General features: G+C 37.2%; 19 protein-coding genes. 10 read left to right on the top strand and 9 right to left on the bottom strand.

Annotation, left to right across the window (positions count from 1 at the left end; all coding sequences use genetic code 11):
* Positions 1-442 precede the first annotated feature (442 nt).
* The 3 genes from H131_RS17020 (at position 443) to zupT (ending at position 3,202) form a co-directional block, all read left to right on the top strand.
* Positions 443-1,342, top strand: coding sequence for a hypothetical protein (locus H131_RS17020; RefSeq protein WP_010860367.1), 900 nt, complete (start codon positions 443-445; stop codon positions 1,340-1,342).
* Positions 1,343-1,613: 271 nt separating this feature from the next.
* A complete protein-coding gene (locus H131_RS17015) occupies positions 1,614-2,222 on the top strand; it encodes a phosphatase PAP2 family protein (RefSeq protein ID WP_010860366.1) in 609 nt (202 codons plus the stop codon).
* A gap of 170 nt (positions 2,223-2,392) precedes the next feature.
* Positions 2,393-3,202: a zinc transporter ZupT gene (gene zupT / locus H131_RS17010; RefSeq protein WP_010860365.1), complete on the top strand. Its 810-nt coding sequence runs from the start codon at positions 2,393-2,395 to the stop codon at positions 3,200-3,202.
* A gap of 60 nt (positions 3,203-3,262) precedes the next feature.
* Here the strand turns inward: zupT and H131_RS17005 are convergent, their stop codons facing one another.
* From H131_RS17005 to thrC, 3 genes are read right to left on the bottom strand one after another with little or no spacing between them, the layout of a single operon-like run.
* On the bottom strand, positions 3,263-3,928 hold the full coding sequence (locus H131_RS17005) for a 2-hydroxy-3-keto-5-methylthiopentenyl-1-phosphate phosphatase (RefSeq protein WP_010860364.1): 666 nt from the start codon (positions 3,926-3,928) through the stop codon (positions 3,263-3,265).
* Between the two features lie 54 nt (positions 3,929-3,982).
* Entirely contained in the window at positions 3,983-4,876 is an 894-nt protein-coding gene (thrB, locus tag H131_RS17000) for a homoserine kinase (protein WP_010860363.1), read from the bottom strand.
* The gene (thrC, locus tag H131_RS16995) at positions 4,873-5,925 is read right to left on the bottom strand and encodes a threonine synthase (RefSeq protein ID WP_010860362.1); all 1,053 of its coding nucleotides are present in this window, start codon (positions 5,923-5,925) and stop codon (positions 4,873-4,875) included. Before thrC ends, thrB begins: the two co-directional genes overlap by 4 nt.
* A 204-nt stretch (positions 5,926-6,129) precedes the next feature.
* On the opposite strand from thrC, the gene H131_RS16990 reads away from it, so the two are divergent.
* Together H131_RS16990 and H131_RS16985 are read left to right on the top strand one after the other, a co-directional pair.
* Entirely contained in the window at positions 6,130-7,359 is a 1,230-nt protein-coding gene (locus H131_RS16990; RefSeq protein ID WP_010860361.1) for an MFS transporter, read from the top strand.
* Between the two features lie 384 nt (positions 7,360-7,743).
* The gene (locus H131_RS16985; protein ID WP_010860360.1) at positions 7,744-8,613 is read left to right on the top strand and encodes a MurR/RpiR family transcriptional regulator; all 870 of its coding nucleotides are present in this window, start codon (positions 7,744-7,746) and stop codon (positions 8,611-8,613) included.
* Between the two features lie 161 nt (positions 8,614-8,774).
* On the opposite strand, the gene H131_RS16980 is transcribed toward H131_RS16985, so the two are convergent.
* A complete protein-coding gene (locus H131_RS16980; protein WP_036131622.1) occupies positions 8,775-9,578 on the bottom strand; it encodes a GNAT family N-acetyltransferase in 804 nt (267 codons plus the stop codon).
* A 343-nt stretch (positions 9,579-9,921) separates the two neighbouring features.
* Here H131_RS16980 and H131_RS16975 point away from each other — a divergent pair, with 343 nt between their 5' ends.
* On the top strand, positions 9,922-10,848 hold the full coding sequence (locus H131_RS16975) for a manganese-dependent inorganic pyrophosphatase (RefSeq protein ID WP_010860358.1): 927 nt from the start codon (positions 9,922-9,924) through the stop codon (positions 10,846-10,848).
* A gap of 152 nt (positions 10,849-11,000) precedes the next feature.
* Here H131_RS16975 and H131_RS16970 read toward each other — a convergent pair whose 3' ends face one another.
* Positions 11,001-12,380, bottom strand: a complete 1,380-nt coding sequence (locus H131_RS16970; protein ID WP_010860357.1) for an FAD-dependent oxidoreductase — start codon at positions 12,378-12,380, stop codon at positions 11,001-11,003.
* A 126-nt stretch (positions 12,381-12,506) separates the two neighbouring features.
* Here H131_RS16970 and H131_RS16965 point away from each other — a divergent pair, with 126 nt between their 5' ends.
* From H131_RS16965 to H131_RS16955, 3 genes are all read left to right on the top strand, one after another.
* Positions 12,507-13,214 (top strand): DsbA family oxidoreductase, encoded by a 708-nt coding sequence (locus H131_RS16965; RefSeq protein ID WP_010860356.1) that lies wholly within the window; start codon positions 12,507-12,509, stop codon positions 13,212-13,214.
* A gap of 259 nt (positions 13,215-13,473) precedes the next feature.
* Entirely contained in the window at positions 13,474-14,100 is a 627-nt protein-coding gene (locus tag H131_RS16960) for an FMN-dependent NADH-azoreductase (protein ID WP_010860355.1), read from the top strand.
* 305 nt (positions 14,101-14,405) lie between these two features.
* Entirely contained in the window at positions 14,406-16,769 is a 2,364-nt protein-coding gene (locus tag H131_RS16955) for a bifunctional 2',3'-cyclic-nucleotide 2'-phosphodiesterase/3'-nucleotidase (protein WP_010860354.1), read from the top strand.
* A gap of 23 nt (positions 16,770-16,792) precedes the next feature.
* Here H131_RS16955 and H131_RS16950 read toward each other — a convergent pair whose 3' ends face one another.
* The 4 genes from H131_RS16950 to H131_RS23165 all read right to left on the bottom strand — a co-directional run bounded on the left by H131_RS16950 (position 16,793) and on the right by H131_RS23165 (position 18,386).
* Positions 16,793-17,161, bottom strand: a complete 369-nt coding sequence (locus H131_RS16950) for a DUF2500 domain-containing protein (protein ID WP_010860353.1) — start codon at positions 17,159-17,161, stop codon at positions 16,793-16,795.
* A gap of 33 nt (positions 17,162-17,194) precedes the next feature.
* A complete protein-coding gene (locus H131_RS16945) occupies positions 17,195-17,722 on the bottom strand; it encodes a YceI family protein (protein WP_010860352.1) in 528 nt (175 codons plus the stop codon).
* 140 nt (positions 17,723-17,862) lie between these two features.
* A complete protein-coding gene (locus tag H131_RS23170; RefSeq protein ID WP_010860351.1) occupies positions 17,863-18,132 on the bottom strand; it encodes a VOC family protein in 270 nt (89 codons plus the stop codon).
* Between the two features lie 20 nt (positions 18,133-18,152).
* On the bottom strand, positions 18,153-18,386 hold the full coding sequence (locus H131_RS23165; RefSeq protein WP_010860350.1) for a hypothetical protein: 234 nt from the start codon (positions 18,384-18,386) through the stop codon (positions 18,153-18,155).
* A gap of 200 nt (positions 18,387-18,586) precedes the next feature.
* On the opposite strand from H131_RS23165, the gene H131_RS16935 reads away from it, so the two are divergent.
* Positions 18,587-18,892, top strand: a complete 306-nt coding sequence (locus tag H131_RS16935; RefSeq protein ID WP_010860349.1) for a winged helix-turn-helix transcriptional regulator — start codon at positions 18,587-18,589, stop codon at positions 18,890-18,892.
* Positions 18,893-19,023 lie beyond the last annotated feature (131 nt).

Below are 19,023 nucleotides of genomic sequence, written 5' to 3'. Positions count from 1 at the left end.
TAATGTGCTATAATCCTTTAAAAATGGTATATATTCCTAGTAACGAAAATTCCAGTTTGATTCCAAATAAATTACTTTTATTTACTTTGGATAAATAAAACATATTTATATCCTTAAAGACCTATACATTTCAAAAAACACCGCCAAAAAGTGGCGGTGTTTTTCTTGAGTCCGCCAATTCACGCCAAAAATACCTCTAATGTCCGCCAAAAAATTGGCGTAAACCCGACATTGAAATATCGGTGTAAGTGCTGTTACGCTTAGTATAATCGTGGTTAAGTAAATATGCTGTAGTGGGTAATAAGACAAGATATGATTTTCGTTTAAAATAAGCTGCCTGGCTATCTATCAATAAAGTAGACGATGTTAGATTTTCTAATAAATGTCACTAGCTAGACAATATACTTCACGATAAAACTTTATATAAAGGTAGGCGTATATTTTGAAAGTAGAACTTGAAAATTTATTTTCTATAGATGAATCTAGTCAAGATCAGGTCATTAAAGTTTATAATCGCTATGGTATTTTTATAGGTGCGCCTGAAATAAGAAAAAGAAATTTAAAAGCTTCCTTTAATCCAATTTTCACATTAAATGAAGATGTGACGTATGAACAGGTAGCAGCTCTATATAAATCCTTAGAACATGAATTAGGCATTGTTTCAATTGGTGAACGATTTTACTTCGACTTTTCAGAAAGCGAATATGAGCAAGCGTCGCTATTTACGTTAAATTCTACGGGAAACTCACCAGAAATGTTTTTGGATGATAGAGGCACCTTATGTTCTATCAGTACATATTGCCAGCATTGTGGTTTAATGGAGAAAGAGCAACTATCGCCTTTAGTTATTGATACATCAAAAATAAATGATCGTCATCTAGTACATGTAAGCGGTTTTTGGGTAGCTTCAGAGAAATTAGTGACATTAATGAAACAAGAGAATATTGAAGGATATGATCTTCTAGAGGTAATCCATCAAGGACCTGAAATAGGGAAGCAACCTGCATATCAAATAATACCAAGACAGATGCTTCCATCATGTAGCGCAGAAAGAGTTAAACTGTATTTTGCGACAGAGCAACCGCCTTGTCCATGTGGGTTAAGCGGAGTTATCAACGGCCCTGATATTTATAATCGACATGATATAACGAACGTAAAGGGAGATATATTCTTTTCAGCTGAGTTGAGTCATGATGGAAGTTATCTTTACAGAAAAACAATATTCAGTCGAAAGTTCAGAGAATTCATTATAAAAAATAATATTTCTCGAGAAGTTAAGGGAGAAAAGGATCGAAATTTCGGACCGAAAGATTGGCTGTTTGATCCTGTATTATTAAAGTAAACGTCTCTGAGAATGAAACTCTAGATGATAAGGAAGTGTTTAGTTTGTTTAAAAAAATACTACCTATAATTTTGATCTTATTTATTGTTGCTTTAGCTCTTTCAAATTTTTTCAATAAATCGGATGAAGAGACAATTGTCATTGCACAACATAAAGAGTACAAACTTGTATTATAACGATAGAATGTTCATGAAGAGCTAGTGTTTATTCTCCTCTAATGGCACGTATTTATGATATGATGTGAAAAATGTGCTTAGAGGTGAAAGAAATTATGAAAAAATGGGCATATCCAATGGCGGTTTTAACGCTTATTGCCTTTTTTGTTTTACGAGCAACTTATCAGAGTGAATCGATAGAAAACTTTGATGCTAAAATGGCAGATATTTTATTTGGCAATCGCTTCATAGAAGTTTTTCATTATATCGGAGAGCCGATATTTGTAGTCGCTGTGGCGATTATATTAATGGTGTATTTAGCTTGGAAGATGAAAAATTACCGTGCTTTACTATTCATATTGTTAACATTCGCAGCAGGAAATGTACTAAATCAATTATTAAAAAAGTGGGTGCAGCGACCACGACCTGAAATTGAAGATCAATTAACTTCCTTTAGTTTTCCATCAGGACATTCCATGTCAGGCCTCTTATATTTATTTGCTGCGGCTTATATTTTATCGGAGAACAATAAGAAGGTACGTAAAATTCAATTGTGGGCTGGGGCAATCGTATTAACAATACTCATCGGTTTGTCGCGTGTGGCAGGAGCTCGACATTTTGCATCCGATGTACTCGCAGGATGGAGCGTCGGTTTTACATGGTTTATCATTTGTGTCATCTGGTATGAGCGACGTAAGCGAGTAATGCAAAAAGGGGATATGTAGTAAAAATCGAGGAAGCAGTACTTTATTCGTAGGAATAGGGTGCTGCTTTTTCGTCTAGAAATCTAGAATAGGCATTGTTGGTCATTATTAGCCTAGTAAAAAAGAATTGCACATAGGAAACTTCTAAGTTAAGATGAGTACTATAACAAAAAGGGAAAAGGAAGAAGGGAATGGAAGGTAATGTATTATTGGCATTAGGGTTAACTCTTTTTGCCGGACTTGCAACAGGTGTAGGTAGTTTAATCGCGTTTTTTACGTCAAGAACAAATACAAAATTTTTATCATTAGCACTTGGTTTTTCAGCAGGTGTTATGATTTACGTATCATTGGTTGAAATTTTTGTGAAGGCCAAAGATGCTTTAACAAATGCGTTAGGCACAACCAATGGTTATTGGATGACAATTGCCGGATTTTTTGGTGGTATGCTATTTATTGCGTTGATTGATAAGTTCATTCCAAAAGCTACAAATCCTCATGAAGTGAAGCTTGTAGAGGATGTAAATGCGGTTAAGCCTCAGGTGGATCAGGATCGTTTAATGAAGATGGGGCTATTTACGGCACTTGCAATTGGCATTCATAATTTCCCAGAGGGGATTGCCACATTTATGTCTGCCATAAATGATCCGAATGTTGGAATTGCTATTGCCATAGCTGTTGCGATTCATAATATTCCTGAGGGAATTGCGGTATCCGTGCCGATTTACTTTGCAACAGGAAATCGTAGAAAAGCTTTTAAGCTATCTTTCTTATCAGGATTGGCAGAGCCTGTAGGTGCTCTAGTGGCATTCTTCCTATTAATGCCTTTTTTAACAGATGTCATGTTTGGTATTGTCTTTGCAGGGGTTGCGGGGATAATGGTATTTATATCATTAGATGAATTACTGCCAGCTGCACAAAGATATGACGAAACACATTTATCGATGTATGGCTTAGTAGCTGGAATGGCTGTTATGGCGGTTAGTTTAGTGTTACTAGCATAAACGACAATTAGCGATATAGTAAAAGGAATCTAGCAGACATTTCTAGCTAGATTCCTTTTTTTATGCTTCTACAAGCTCTTTAACAGCTTCTAAGCAGTCATAGAAGGTTTCAAAGGGCTTGTGTGGGATATGTAAATCTTCACAACGCTCAATTAGATGATCTCGAGCGAGGACTAAATCAGCTTGTTTAGCGGCTTCAAAATCAGAAATAGAATCACCTATTACGATTTTAAAATGGTCATTCTGTGCAACTTTCCGCATGACTGTTGGCTTACAGCAGCCACAGCCCTGTGTTTCGTATTTGGCACATTCCTCATCACAATTGTTTGGATAGACAAGTGTGATCTGCGTCGCTGAAAAGTCAGCGGTGTTACAATAGACACCTGAAAAAGGGCCAAATTTCTCCAACATTGGCTCAATAAAGAAGTCTACGCCACCACTAACAACATAAAATGGAATAGCGTGCTTATGAGCATAGCGAACGAATTCATCAAAGCCTTCACGAATGACAGCTGTGTCTAATAAATATTGGATGACATCATCTTTTTGGGTAGTGGACAATAGCTCAAACATAGCTGTGACACCTTCTTTAAAGGTAATCGTCTGTGCCATCATCGCTTGAGCAATTTTTTCTGATTCCACTGGAACGAAATGAGTCATGAGAGAGACGATATTATCAGTTGCTGTAATAGTGCCATCAAAATCACAGAAAATAATTGGTTTCAAGATATTTCCTCCTTCAAGAAAAAACGCCTACCGCTAGGAAGTAGACGTTTTAAATCATATTACTTGTACACCATACTCATCGGCTTTTGTTAGGATAATATGGTGTTCTGGAAATTGTACTGCCATTGTTGTAACAAAGTCTTCGGCAATAGCCGTCGGAATAATGGCAATCAGGGTAGGACCTGCTCCACTTAATGCTGTACCGTATGCACCACTTGCTTTAGCCGCTGCACGGATTTCTGCATATTGAGGTATCAAATTTGAACGGAAAGGTTCATGGAATAAATCAGCTTCCATATAACGACCCGCACGTTCAAAATCGCGTACCATTAATGAAGCCGCAAGCATATTGGCATTTGCCGATGCATGTACGGCATATGCTCGCTCAAAGTGCTCTGGTAATACCGAGCGAGATTCACTTGTTTTTAGTTCAACATCAGGTACAAATACGACGAACGAAGCATCGATATTATTTACATGGAAAGTATCAACAATGCCGCTTTCATCCATAGAAGAGATAGTTAAGCCCCCCAATACAGAGGCTGTTGCATTATCTGGATGTCCTTCGATTTGAGAAGATAAATTCAATTTATCTTGCACTGTTAACCCGAGCTCGCATGTCTGGTTGGCTAACTCAATACCTGCAACGATGACTGCAGCACTACTTCCTAAGCCACGTGCTAATGGAAGCTCGCTTGTCATTTTTACACGGCAGGGAGGGAGTTGTTTACTGTATTGATCAGCGATTTTTTTCGCAATAACGTATAGTAAATGTTCTTCAAGCTCAAACTCACTAGGACCGTTTTCATCGAGGTGTATGATTTCCCAGCTATCCTGTAGAGAAACATCTAGCTTTAAATAAAGAGACAAGCCAAGTCCGATTGAGTCAAAGCCAGGGCCTAGATTGGCTGTGCTCCCAGGAACTGAGATTTGCCACTTTTTACTCATAGTACACCCTCGATGTATTTACGAATTTCCTCTTCATCATTTTTAAGAGATACAACATCCACTGTTGATACGTTCATTGCTGTATCAGGATCTTTTAAGCCATTACCAGTAAAGACTGTGACAACTTTAGCGCCTTGTGCAATCTTACCACTTTCGACTGATTTGATGACACCCGCTAATGATGCTGCTGAACCAGGCTCTACAAAGATTCCTTCAGTTCCCGCTATTAGTTTGTAAGCTGCTAAAATCTCTTCATCTGTTACAGAATCAATAATGCCACCAGACTCATCACGTGCTGCTTCAGCATATTTCCAACTTGCAGGATTACCAATACGGATGGCTGTTGCTACTGTTTCTGGATTAGCAATAGGCTCACCTTTAACAATCGCTGCAGCCCCTTCAGCTTCAAAACCGTACATTTTTGGTAAGCCAGAGCCTTTCGCATCGTTATATTCTTTGAAGCCTTTCCAGTAAGCAGTGATATTCCCTGCGTTACCGACTGGAATGCATAGATAGTCTGGTGCAGCACCTAAAGCGTCTACAATTTCAAATGAAGCCGTTTTTTGACCTTCGATACGGTAAGGGTTCACTGAATTTACTAGTGCGACTGGTGTTGTTTCACTCACTTGGCGCACAATATTTAATGCGTCGTCAAAGTTACCGTCGATTTCAATAATTTTTGCTCCGTACATTGTTGCTTGTGCTAATTTACCAAGTGCAACTTTTCCTTTTGGGATAACAACAATTGATTGGATGCCTGCGCGAGTTGCATAAGCAGCAGCAGCAGCTGAAGTGTTACCAGTAGATGCACAAATAACGCATTTGCTGCCGTCTTCAATAGCTTTTGCAACTGCAAACACCATACCACGGTCTTTAAAAGAACCGGTTGGGTTTGCACCTTCAATTTTACCATATAGCTCGATACCAATTTTTTTAGATAGATTGACTAAATGTATAAGAGGCGTATTGCCTTCATTTAAAGTTAGAGCAGGTGTATTTTCTGTTACGGGTAAAAATTGTTTATATTCTTCAATAAGGCCTTTCCACATAACGATACGATCTCCTTTTGTTCTTATAGGAAGAACATTTGTTTTTGTATAAAAGACATTTTAACGCAAATGGCCCTATGTTTTCAATAGCAATTAAGAAATTGTCGAAACAATTCGGTCATTTGAATTTTACTTGTCACTTAATTGAAACAACTGTATAGTAAACTCATGATGTAAAGTCAATTGTAAAGACAGGTGGTTAAGATGACAACAAATACTGGTACAACTAATAAGTCACAACAATCCATTTCTCGAAATAAGCTTTTGGGCGTAGCAGGAGTAGGTTGGCTTTTCGATGCCATGGACGTCGGGATTTTATCATTCGTTATAGCAGCCTTAGCTGTTGATTGGGGTTTAAATTCGAGTCAAATGGGTTGGATTGGTAGCATAAACTCAATAGGGATGGCTGTTGGTGCACTCGTTTTCGGTGTTTTTGCCGATAAAGTAGGGCGCAAGCAAATATTTATGTGGACGCTTGTGTTATTTTCAATTGCAAGTGGTTTATCTGCGTTTACATCAACACTAGTCGCTTTTATGGCACTACGCTTTTTAGTAGGTATGGGGCTTGGTGGGGAATTACCAGTTGCATCAACACTTGTGTCAGAGAGTGTTGAAGCGAAAGAACGTGGCAGAGTGGTTGTCTTGCTCGAAAGTTTTTGGGCTGCGGGTTGGTTAATCGCTGCCCTCATTTCTTATTTTGTCATTCCTACATGGGGCTGGCGTATAGCATTACTGTTAACAGCAATACCCGCACTATATGCAATTTATCTTCGGTGGCATTTACCAGATTCACCACAGTTTACAGTGAAGGTTGAGTCTAAAAAACGTAGCATTCTTCAAAACATTCGTGAGGTCTGGTCAAAAAAATATGCACGCTCTACATTGATGCTTTGGCTGTTATGGTTTACGGTTGTATTTTCATATTATGGAATGTTCTTATGGCTACCTAGCGTGATGGTTGGTAAAGGCTTTGACATGATCACAAGCTTTAAATATGTTCTCATTATGACAGTAGCTCAATTGCCGGGCTATTTTACAGCAGCGTGGTTTATAGAAAAATTTGGTCGGAAGTTTGTACTTGTTTCCTATTTAATTGGCACAGCTGTAAGTGCTTTCATTTTCGGTAATGCTGAAACGATGGCAATGCTTTTGACGTCAGGCATGTTTTTATCTTTCTTTAATTTAGGAGCATGGGGTGCACTTTATGCTTACACACCAGAGCAGTACCCAGCAATTATTCGTGGTACAGGTGCAGGTATGGCTGCAGCAGTAGGACGCATTGGTGGTATTTTTGGTCCCTTATTAGTCGGCTCTATGTTAACTGCGGGTTATGATATTGGCTTTATCTTTGCTATTTTCTGTGGAGCGATTATTATCGGTGTCATCGGAGTAATCTTGTTAGGTACTGAAACAAAACAAACAGAATTACAATAATAAAAGAATAAAAGTGTCTTGAATTCACTAAGGATTCAAGGCATTTTTTTATTCATAATTAGTTTATTGATTGGTAGTTGAACCAGAATGGCGTGATTCACAGGTATTACTGAGTCAAACAGGAAAGTTGAAACAACATTCTATTCAAATCATTGACTGCTCTCCATTGCTGTTTTCGATTTTATAATGTGAGTAAAGAAAATAGTACGAATCTATGTCATTTTATTACGAACTACTATATTAGCGATTTAAAGCATTAAAGATTTTTCTGAAAAGTCATTGTATTCAAATTGTAATCGTGATACTGTATTTTTAATCGAATTTAGAGTCCATAGAAAACAATCTCCATTCGTGATAATTTCTTTGAAAGAAAGGTTGTTAGGAATGAGTATAAATGAAAATATAAAGAGGAAATTTATAAGACTGTCCAAGGGGCAACGAAAAGTTGCACAGTTTGTAACGGATAATCCGACAGTTGTTATTGCTAATGGTGCGGCTGAAGTTGGAAGACAGGCTAATGTTAGTGAATCGACAGTTATACGTTTTTGTTATGCCATGGATTTGTCAGGTTATGTTGAGCTTCAAGAGGAAATCAGAAGTTATTTAATGTCTCAAAATGATGGAGCGCATCTTCAAGCTACATATACATCCACTAAGCAGAAGAACACTAGCTTTAGTAAGGTCATGCAGCGTGATATACAAAATATTCAAGATACTATTCATCTTATTAACGATAACATGCTTCAGAAAAGCTCAAAATGGATGCATGAAGCTGATACCATTTATATACTGGGTGCTCGTCAATCGGCTTCGATTGCAAACTGGTTATCATATACGTTGAAAACCTTACGACCAAACGTTAAGCAATTGCGCACAGATTCCGAAGATATTGTGCAACAAATTAATAGTATTGGTGAACGCACGACGTTAATCGTCTTTGCGTGTGATAAGCATACAAACGATGTAAAAACAATCGTAGAAATTGCGAAGATGAAAAAGGTAAGAGTTATTGCGATTACAGGATCAGCCTTGTCACCAATAAGAGAATATGCAAATGCATTATTTGCACTTGGCATGAAGAACCAATCTTCACTCGATATTGTGCCAGTGCTGTTTTCGTTTATGCATGCATTGATAGAAGAAATGGTCAGTCACGATAAAGCACAATACGATCAATACCAGCATTCATATGAGCAAGTGGAGAATAATTTATTATTCTTAGATGCAGCAAGAGAAAAGCAAGTGTTGTTTTGATAGCATACATCGCATAGATTAAGAAGCGATACCTTTTTCTATGGATAATCTATGAGCAGCGTAAAACTATTTTCGAGCATTCGTTCTTTAAACGACAGGTAAGATAATTGGGCAAGCCTCCTCTAGTAGATAAGCACCTTTGGAGGCTTGTGAAAAATAGGTTATATAATTTTACTCATAATATACTCATTGAAAAAAGAGTTATTTAGTTTAATGGCGTTTTGGCGAGTGCCTTCATGTTGAAAATCTAACTTCTTAAACAGATTGATAGCAACGTCATTATGTTCCATAACAGATAATTCTAAGCGTGAAATATCTCGCTGTATGGACCAGTTTTCGACTGCTTTCATCAGTGAAGAGCCAATGCCTTTTTGCTGATGCTCTTCCTTGACTGCGAGACGAACAGAAGCCACATGTTTGGCTTTAGAATGCTTACTACCATGAATAACGGCATAACCAGCAAATAGACCATTTAAAACGCACAACAAAATTGTGCGGTTTTTTAATTGTTTCCAATAGGCTAAATTTTTACGAAGCTGCTGTACAGTTAAATCTAACTCATTTTGCTCATTATACATAAAGTCGGTTTGCTGAAAGATTTCTTCTTGTAAAAGAATAAATGCTCTAGCATCCGGTGCTTCAATCGCTCGGATTATGTAAGCGGAAGGATTTTCATTATTTTCAGAAATATCGCTTGATGAGGCCTTCACTTGATTGCGAGAGAAAGTGACACTTGTTCCAAGTTTGACATCAATGACATAGTATCCTGCATTTGTCCATGATAAATAATGAGAGAGGGGAGGCTTTGTTTTTTTCCACCAGCTCTTATTCAAATAAGCCGCATTGGGTAAGGATTGCCCCATAATGTTTTCTAGTGCGTTAAACGATAAAGTTATGTCTTGTTGCGAAGCTACTTCAAAATAGCTTGCTAAAGGAATATACTTTTTTTCCATCTTCTTCGTCATCGTAATCCCCATTTCCTGTATTTCCTAACATATAGACTACATGATAATAGCATAAAATTATGGTTTCTTGAATAACAAAACGCAACTATATATCTATTTGTTTGAATAAATTTTAAGTAAAAACCTGTTTTCTATATTAAATGTAAAATGATGGATGGTAAAAAATAGATAAAATATTTGAAAGGGAGAAATACTAGAGTTTATGTCTCTCAATAAGGCACCAAGATGAGCTAGTATACATATTGAAAAACCCTATTAAAGTTTTACTTTATATAATTTTATGTCAAAAGGTATGATAGAATAAAAATAAAATTGTAATAGCCATTTAGGAGGAATCATTTCAATGAGTAAAGTTTTAGTTTTTGGACATAAAAATCCAGATACAGATACCATTACATCTGCTATTGTATATGCCTATTTAAAACAACAAATTGGTGAGAATGCTGAAGCAGTACGTCTAGGTGAGTTGAACAACGAAACAAAGTTTGCATTAGATAAATTCGATTTTGCAGCACCTCGATTAATCACATCAGTAGTAGGAGAAACTGAAAAGGTAATTCTTGTAGACCACAACGAATTCCAACAATCAGCTGATGGTATTGAAGAAGTACAAATTACCGAAGTAATTGATCACCATCGTATTGCAAACTTCCAAACAGCAGATCCATTATATTACCGTGCAGAGCCCGTTGGTTGTACAGCAACTATCTTAAATAAAATCTTTAAAGAAAACGGTGTAGGGGTACCAGCGAATATTGCAGGTTTAATGCTTTCTGCCATCGTTTCAGATACATTATTATTCAAATCACCTACGTGCACTGAGCAGGACGTGAAAGCGGGTGAAGAGCTAGCTAAAATTGCAGGTGTTAATGTAGCAGAATATGGTTTAGCAATGCTTAAAGCTGGCGCAGACCTTTCAGATAAATCATTAGAAGATCTTTTATCTCTAGACGCAAAAGAGTTCCAATTTGGGGAATATAAATCAGTAGTTGCGCAAGTAAATGCTGTCGATATTGATGATGTACTGGGACGTCAAGAAGAGTTAGAGATTTTATTAAATAAGAATGTTGCTGAAAATGGTTTAGATTTATTCTTCTTTGTTGTAACAGATATTTTAAACAATGATTCCACAGCGGTAGCTATTGGGCAAGTGGCACAAGCTGCTGCCCAAGGTTTTGGCGCAGAACTTGTGAACAATCGCGTGGTATTACCAGGTGTTGTATCACGTAAAAAACAAATTGTACCAGTATTAACGGACGCATTGAAATAATAAAAAAAGGTTGTCCAATAAGTCAAAAATAAGAAATTTAGATAGTAATATTCTCTGAAAAACAAGCGGTTTTAGCCCAACTATGTATCTGCCGCTACGCTATCGATACAGAAAAGGGGTGTCTCAAAAGTCATTTGAGACACCCCTTTTTGCTATTCTAGCTTAAGTGGAAAGACAGCAGGGCCTTCAAGGACTTCCCCTTGAGCATTAAAGCGTGAGCCATGACAAGGACAATCCCATGTTTCATCTGCATTATTCCATTTTGTTTTACAGCCTAAATGTGTACAGGTCGGTGCGTTAGCGTGCTTGACATAGCCTGTTACAAATTCCTTTGCAACGAAGCCTCCAACCTTTAGCATTTGCATAAACTGAGCACCAAATTTCGTACGCGAAGGTGCATAAAGTGCAGTTGCTCCATCCTCAGCCTGTGTTCCTGTAATAAGCGCAGATAGTAAATCTCCCGCCACAAAAGAATTGGAGATTCCCCATTTTCTATAACCAGTAGCGATGAAGACATTTGGTAAGGACTGTGTAATGTTGCCTACATAAGGTATCATATCTGGTGTTTCGATATCTTGTGCTGACCACCTATAAAGAGGCTCTCGTTCGAAGTGCTCTTGCATTTCATTTTGTATAGCGTCATAAAAAGGCTCGGTATTTGTTGTTTGCCCAGCGGTATGATTAGCGCCTCCAAGTAGTATATAGTGTTCATCATTAATGGTTGCAGTTCGAATAGAACGCGAAGGAAAATCGACCGATAAATATTGCCCATGGAATGTATCTGAAATTTTGCTAGCGACCATATAAGAGCGACTATTTGAGAGTTTAAATAGTTGTAGACCTTTGAAGGCCTCAATCGGATAGTGCGTCCCCAAAATAAGCTTATTATATTGAACCGACATATTATTTTCGGTATGTAAGTCATTTTGTGGCAGACGTAATTGCTGGACGCGTGTGTTGGCATACAATCTTGCACCCATTGATAATGCCTTTTTCACTAAAAAGTTACAAACGGCCACAGGGTTTATTTGCGCTTGTTGCGAAATGCTAAGTGCTTTTGTAATAGAGAAGGGTAGTTCCGTATCTGAGGTGATTTTCGCCTTAATATTCAAAACCTTATAGGCATTCCATTCATTTAATAATTGTTTATAGCCTTCCTTCGTTTGACAATAAAGCAACGAATCTACTTGTTGAATGGATTCCTTGGGCAGTATCTGTAAGGCTTTCTCAACAGCGAGCTGATTTAGTTGATAATAGAGCCGCGCATCTTCTACTGAAAGTTTTTCCATAATATTTGCGTATACTAAGCCATGCTGTGCTGTTAATTTTCCTGTTGAATGACCAGTTGTACCATGACTGATATGGGAATTTGCTTCGAGCAGTACCACATCCACACCTGCTTTTGCTAAAACATAGGCAGTATATAGTCCAGTCAAACCTCCACCAATAATACAAACATCACATGTAGTAGAATCAGTTAGAGATGGCAAGGAGACAGACTCGCTCGTTGCAAGCCAAAGAGATTGTGTCATACATAACCCTCACATTGTTTTTAAGCTCAGTATGGAGATTGATTTGAAAATTTATGCAATGAAGCAGAAAAATTGCTTAGGAATGTATAGTGTCGATACAATGTAGCAAAAGGAGAGTGAACATTTATGAAAATTGAAATATGGTCAGATTATGTTTGCCCATTTTGTTATATTGGCAAAAAGCAATTAGAAAAGGCGCTTCAGGATACGGGTTTTGATGGTCAGGTGGAGCTTGTTTATAAAAGTTACCAACTTGACCCAACAACACCTATGGATACGAATGTTTCTACGTATGAATCCTTAGCAAAAAAATACAGTATGACAGTAGATAAGGCGAAGGAAATGACGCAAGGTGTAGCAGCTCGTGCTAAAGAAGTAGGACTGGACTATAATTTTGACAACCTAATGGAAGAAAACACGTTAAAGGCACATCGACTTGTAAAGTGGGCACAACAACAAGGAAAAGCGCCAGCACTTGTTGAGGCCTTACTACATGGCTACTTCATTGAGGCGAAACGTATTAGTCATGATGACGTATTGATTGACATTGCTGAGCAATTAGGTCTTGAACGTAAGGCAGTAGAGAACGTTCTTACTAGTGATGTATTTGCTTCTGATGTTGAGGAAGATATTCAAGAAGGACTACAACTTGGTGTACGAGGAGTACCATTTTTCGTTATAAATCGTAAATATGGCATTTCAGGTGCGCAACCGCAGGAAGTTTTTGAAGACACTTTACGTAAAGTAGCGGAAGAAGAAGGCTTACAACCAGGATTGCAGATGACAGGCTTTTCAAATGCTGGTGTATGTACTGATGAAAGCTGCGAGTTTTAATTTTACTCAATAAACGTAGGATGTAAACTTCTGCTGATGCAAAGGTACTCAGGCTCGAGTAACGTGAGCCTGAGTATTTTTGCGTGTGGTGCACAGCATTAAACGACATCACTAATTTAGAAGGTGAATAAAAGGAAGTAGGCATTTCAGTCAAAAGTATGAGACTATTAGCGTTGACTTTTTAAAAGATGTTTTTTAATATATTCATATATCTTGAATTCGAGATAATAATGTTGGAAAACTAAGGAGAAATTATATAATGAACGTATTAGTAGTAAAAGCAAATAACCGCCCAGACGGTATCTCAACAAAAATGTATGACACTTTCATGGAAAACCTACAAGGCGTAGATGTAACGACTTTCGACGTATTCGTTGAAGATATGCCGTACTTCGGTCAAGATCTATTCAACGCTTACGGTAAATTACAAAACGGCGAAGAATTAACTGACATTGAGTCACGCATTTTAGCTGCAAAACAAAAAGCAATGGACGCGTTAACTGCAGCTGATGTTGTAGTTTTTGCTTTCCCACTTTGGAACTTAACAATCCCAGCTACTTTACAAACTTTCATTGATTATGTATATCAAGCTGGTTTCACTTTCAAATATGGCGAAAAAGGTCAACTAGTTAGCTTAATGAATGATAAAAAAGCTATCATTTTAAATGCTCGTGGTGGCTACTATTCAGCACCAGAAGCACAACCGATGGAAATGTCTGTTAACTACATCAAAAATGTAGTAGGTGGCGTATTTGGTATGGAAATTATCGAAGAAGTAATTATTGAAGGACATAATGCATCACAAGACAAAGCACAGGAAATTATTGCAACTGGTTTAGAAGCAGTGAAAAAAGTTGCGCAATCTCTTCAAACTGTAAACGCATAATCATTTATTTTTATTAAAAGTTCTCTCGGTTTTGAGGGGGCTTTTTTTATTGGCTAAGTAGAGGTCTGGTAGAGGAATGAAGGGCTGACATATTGATACTGTGCACTTATTAGAATTTTACAAAAAAAAACATCCTGTGATAGTGAATAGTTAATAGATAATAAATATATATTATATATTAGTAAAGTGTTGTGCTATTAGTTTAAAAGTACATACAATTAGGTCTAAATATTCAGTTAAATCACTTGTTAGTATAATATAATAGAAACCGTAGGAAAATATTAGATTAATAAGGGGGTCGTTACATGAATAAGAAATTAATTACTAATTTTTTAGCAATGTTATTAATTCTCTTCACAGTCTTCCCAGGGGGACTATCTGCAAACGCTACATCGAATGATGTGACACGTGGAGACTACGTGAAAGAATTAGTAGAAAGCTTGAATGTCGAGTTAGGAGATGGTTCTACACTTGCTTTTACTGATGTACCAAAGGAGTTAGCTCCTTATGTTGAAAAAGCACTAGAACTAAAGCTTATCAAAGGCAAAACAGCAACATCATTTGATCCGAATGATAAATTAACACGTCAACAAGCATTTGTTATATCTGCACGTGGATTAGTAACTGAAAAGGCATCGTTGGCAGAGTTAGATAAATTCAAGGATGCAGATAAAATTGCTGAGACACATAAGCAAGACCTAGCAAATGCAGTCGCGGCAAATATCTTACAAGGTTTCGAAGACGATACAATTCGTCCACGTGACTATGTGACAACTGAACAAATGCAAAGTATTGTAGAACGCTTTGTAGCAGAATACAAAGTGCCTGTAAAAGCGACTACAGTTGATCTTCAAATTTTAGGCACAACTGATATTCATACGAATTTAGCAAACTATAATTATTTTTTAGATGCTGAATCCGCTGATGTCGGTTTAGCAAACACTGCAGCCTTAATAGAGCAAGCAAGAGCAGAAAACCCAAATACATTATTATTTGATAATGGTGATTTAATTCAAGGGACACCTCTTGGTTCATATAAAGCGTTAGAAAACGTCTTAAAACCAGGCGAGGTTCATCCAGCTATTGCGTCACTAAATGCGCTGAAATATGATGGTGGAACTTTAGGGAATCACGAATTCAACTATGGATTAGATTTCTTAAGTGAAGTATTAAATGATGCAAAATATCCGGTCGTTAATGCAAATGCATATGACGCAAAAACAAAAAAGCATATGTACACGCCTTATGTAATTATGGATAAAGAAGTGCTGGATAACACAGGGAAAAAACATACTATTAAAGTGGGTGTAACAGGAATCGTACCTACGAAAATTGTTGAATGGGATGCCATTCATCTTGCAGGTAAGGTAGAGATGCAAGAACCTGTGGAAGCAATCAAAGAAGTGGTACCAGAAATACAAAAAGCAGGAGCAGATGTGATTGTTGTGCTTTCTCACTCAGGTATTGGTGGAGATACGTATGAAGCAGGTGCTGAGAATGTCGGTTACCAAATTGCTGCTATTGAAGGTATTGATGCCTTAATAACAGGTCACTCACATCTAACATTCCCAGGTGATTATAAAGATCTTAAAAATGTTGATCAAGAAAAAGGAACGATTAACGGTGTTCCTACAGTAATGGCAGGAAGTTATGGTAGCCACCTTGGCGTTATTGACTTGAAATTAGAGCAACAAGGCTCTAAATGGGTGGTGGTAAATGGACAAGGGGCTCTTCGTTCTATTAAACAAGAAGGCTTACAACCATCTCAAACAGTGTTAAATGCTATAAAAGAAGCGCACGAAGGTACATTAACGTACATCCGCCAAGCTGTTGGTGAGACAACTGCACCAATACACAGCTATTTCTCTATGGTTCAAGATGATTCATCGATTCAAATCGTGACACAAGCACAACAATGGTATATTGAAAAAGAATTAAAGGGTACGGCTGATGAGAATACACCAATCCTTTCTGCTGGTGCACCTTTTAAGGCAGGTTCAAGAAATAATCCAGACGACTACACAAACATTCCTGTAGGGCCACTTGCCATAAAAAATATGGCAGATATCTATCATTACGACAACACTGTTGCAACTATCAAAGTAACGGGTGCACAAGCGATCGAATGGTTAGAAATGGCTGCAGGTATCTTCACAACAATTGATCCAAATAAAGCAGAAGAGCAAAATATTATTGACGCAGAAGCACGTTCTTATAATTTTGACGTTTTAGACGGTTTAACATATCAAATTGATGTGACATCGCCTGCAAAATACGATCGTCGTGGTCAGTTAGTGGACGAAAAAGCGAATCGTATTAAAAATGTACAATACAACGGTAAACCGATTGATGTGAACCAAGAGTTTATCATCATTACGAACAACTATCGTGTAGGTGGCTCTTACGGGGCGACATTCAAAAATACAGACGGCTCGAATGTAACAAACTATGCATATGAAAATCGTCAAGCAGTGATTGACTACATCATGGCAAATAAAACAATTAATCCTGCTGCGGACAACAATTGGTCATTTGCACCATTCCCGGCGAATACAAAAGTTATTTACCTTTCTGCAAAGGATGCACAGAAAATCATTCCAGCTGGCAGTAACATAGAGTATCTTGGTGATGCTGAAGAAGCTGGATTTGGAAAATATTTAATCAAATAAATAGCAAAAAGGAGAGTGCGATATCAATCGCTGCTCTCCTTTTTGTGTCGCTCAAATGTTTGAAAACGAGTTCCTTGAAATGTTAATAAACCAAAGTCGCCATCTGCCAACAGTCCATATTCACTACCATTTAGCTTTAACTCTATACGATCACCACTCTGTACTTCAAAAGTTACATAGTAAGAAGTGTGCGCACCAGAGTTGCCGCTACCGCCCCTTGTATTTGTACGCTTTGTTACGATTCTAGCTGGCACGGTTAAAACCGGTGCTGCATTATTTTTAGACCATTGTCTGACGCCGTTAATGATAACAAATGCAAATGTTCCAAAGACCATGATAAAGATTATCGAAATAAAAATCGATGCAAAATTAAAGCCATCAAACCATAGCATTAATCAACCTCCTATTCATAAAGACTCAAGCTGTTAAAGTAGATTTATTTCAAGATCTACTACTATATCAATTTCATCACTGATTAATACACCGCCTGTTTCGAGGAGTGCATTATATACTAAATTAAAATCTCTACGGTCAATTTTTGATCTTGATTGAAATCCATGTACTTCTTGTGCCCATGGATTCATGCTACTTCCAATGTAAACGGTTGTGAAGACGACGGCCTTCGTAATGTTTTTAATCGTTAAATCTCCGTGAATAGCAAATTTGTTATTTTCCAGTTTTTCAATATATGTAGACTCAAAGTGAATTTTCGGATAGACATCAGCATCAAAGAAATCAGGTGATACAAGGTGAACATCACGATCAAAATTTTTGGTCGAAACACTGGCAACAATGAGCGAGAATGATATCTTGGCATCTTGTATTTGTACAATATCGGACACGGCAAGTTCGGCATGATAAGATTCAAAAGTTCCATGAATTTGCGATATCATCATATGTCGAACGGAAAAACCGATCGTTGAGTGACTATAATCAATAGCATATTTTTTCATTGGAAGGTCCCCCCTAAAAACAGCATCTTACACGAATAATAAATTAAAAAATTTGTTAGTTCAATGAGTTTTTAGTAAAAGAGATAAAATATGACACTAAATATAGTGTGCTTTGTGAATATTTATAATTATTAAAAATACTATCGAACGTAAAAATTCATGGCATCATTATTAAAATCCAAAACAATTAAGCGGCTATTATCTAATGTATATTTCACTTGATGCTTGTTCAAATTGGCTATAAGCTTTTGAAATTCTGCCTGAGAAGAAAGTGAAAACGTGTAACTTAGTAAACCTGTTGTTTGTTCTGGTGGTACTTGTGTTCCGACTCCTTGCCATGTATTTACTGCGATATGGTGATGATAGCCTCCAGCGGAAATGAATAGCGCACTATCATGGAAGCTAGTCATAATATCGAAACCAAGTGCATCTATATAGAAGTAAGTTGTTGTATATTTAACACGCTCACATTTAGGTGTATATGACCTAGTACAGTGCCTTTAGGGAAACCTACCCATGGACGATGGCGGTCATAATGAGCCATTATATCTTCTATATCGACTCCCTCTGTTCCTGTAACAAGGCCACCGTTACCATCACTTATCCATTCAGAACGATGGCGGTCACGGTAAATTTCTATGCCGTTACCCTCCGGATCATTCAAATAAAAAGCCTAGGTGTAAATGCTCAAGCTCTAATTTTGTATCAATTTTAAAAGACATATAAGAAATATCCTCCAAACTTAAAGTTACTTTTTGTAATTAAATATAAAATAGTAAACAAATTACGTCAAGTAAATAAGTTACTTAAAATTTACTTTTACTTAAGAAATCGTTACAATAGAATACATAAGAGGTGAAAAATATGAATGAGACAACTTTATGTCCTCGTTTAGCTAAAGCTATGGATTTAATCGGTAAACGCTGGACAGGACTAATCTTATATCAATTATTAGACGGCCCCCAACGCTTCAATGAAATTGAGTCTGCATTACCTGTAAGTGGTCGTTTATTATCAGAACGTTTAAAGGAGCTTGAAAAAGAAGGGCTTGTTGAACGAAAAGTATATTCAGAGGTACCAGTGCGTGTAGAATATTCTTTAACGGATAAAGGTCAAGCGTTGGAAGGTGCTATTCGCAATATTGAAACTTGGGCAAGTGGCTGGTTATAAACACTGCCATCAGTGATATCAATTTTATCATTGATGGTTTAGTTGAACGAATCGGGCATTTACGGGCAGTTAGAATGACTATGTATTTTTAAATCGTTATGAAGTAGCTATGTAAAAGGTATCTTACTGCC

Origin of the sequence: Lysinibacillus sphaericus OT4b.31, assembly GCF_000392615.1 — a bacterium.
Lineage (GTDB): Bacteria > Bacillota > Bacilli > Bacillales_A > Planococcaceae > Lysinibacillus > Lysinibacillus sphaericus_B.
Note: the sequence above shows the minus strand (reverse complement) of the source record. Positions and strands in the feature narration are given on the sequence as shown.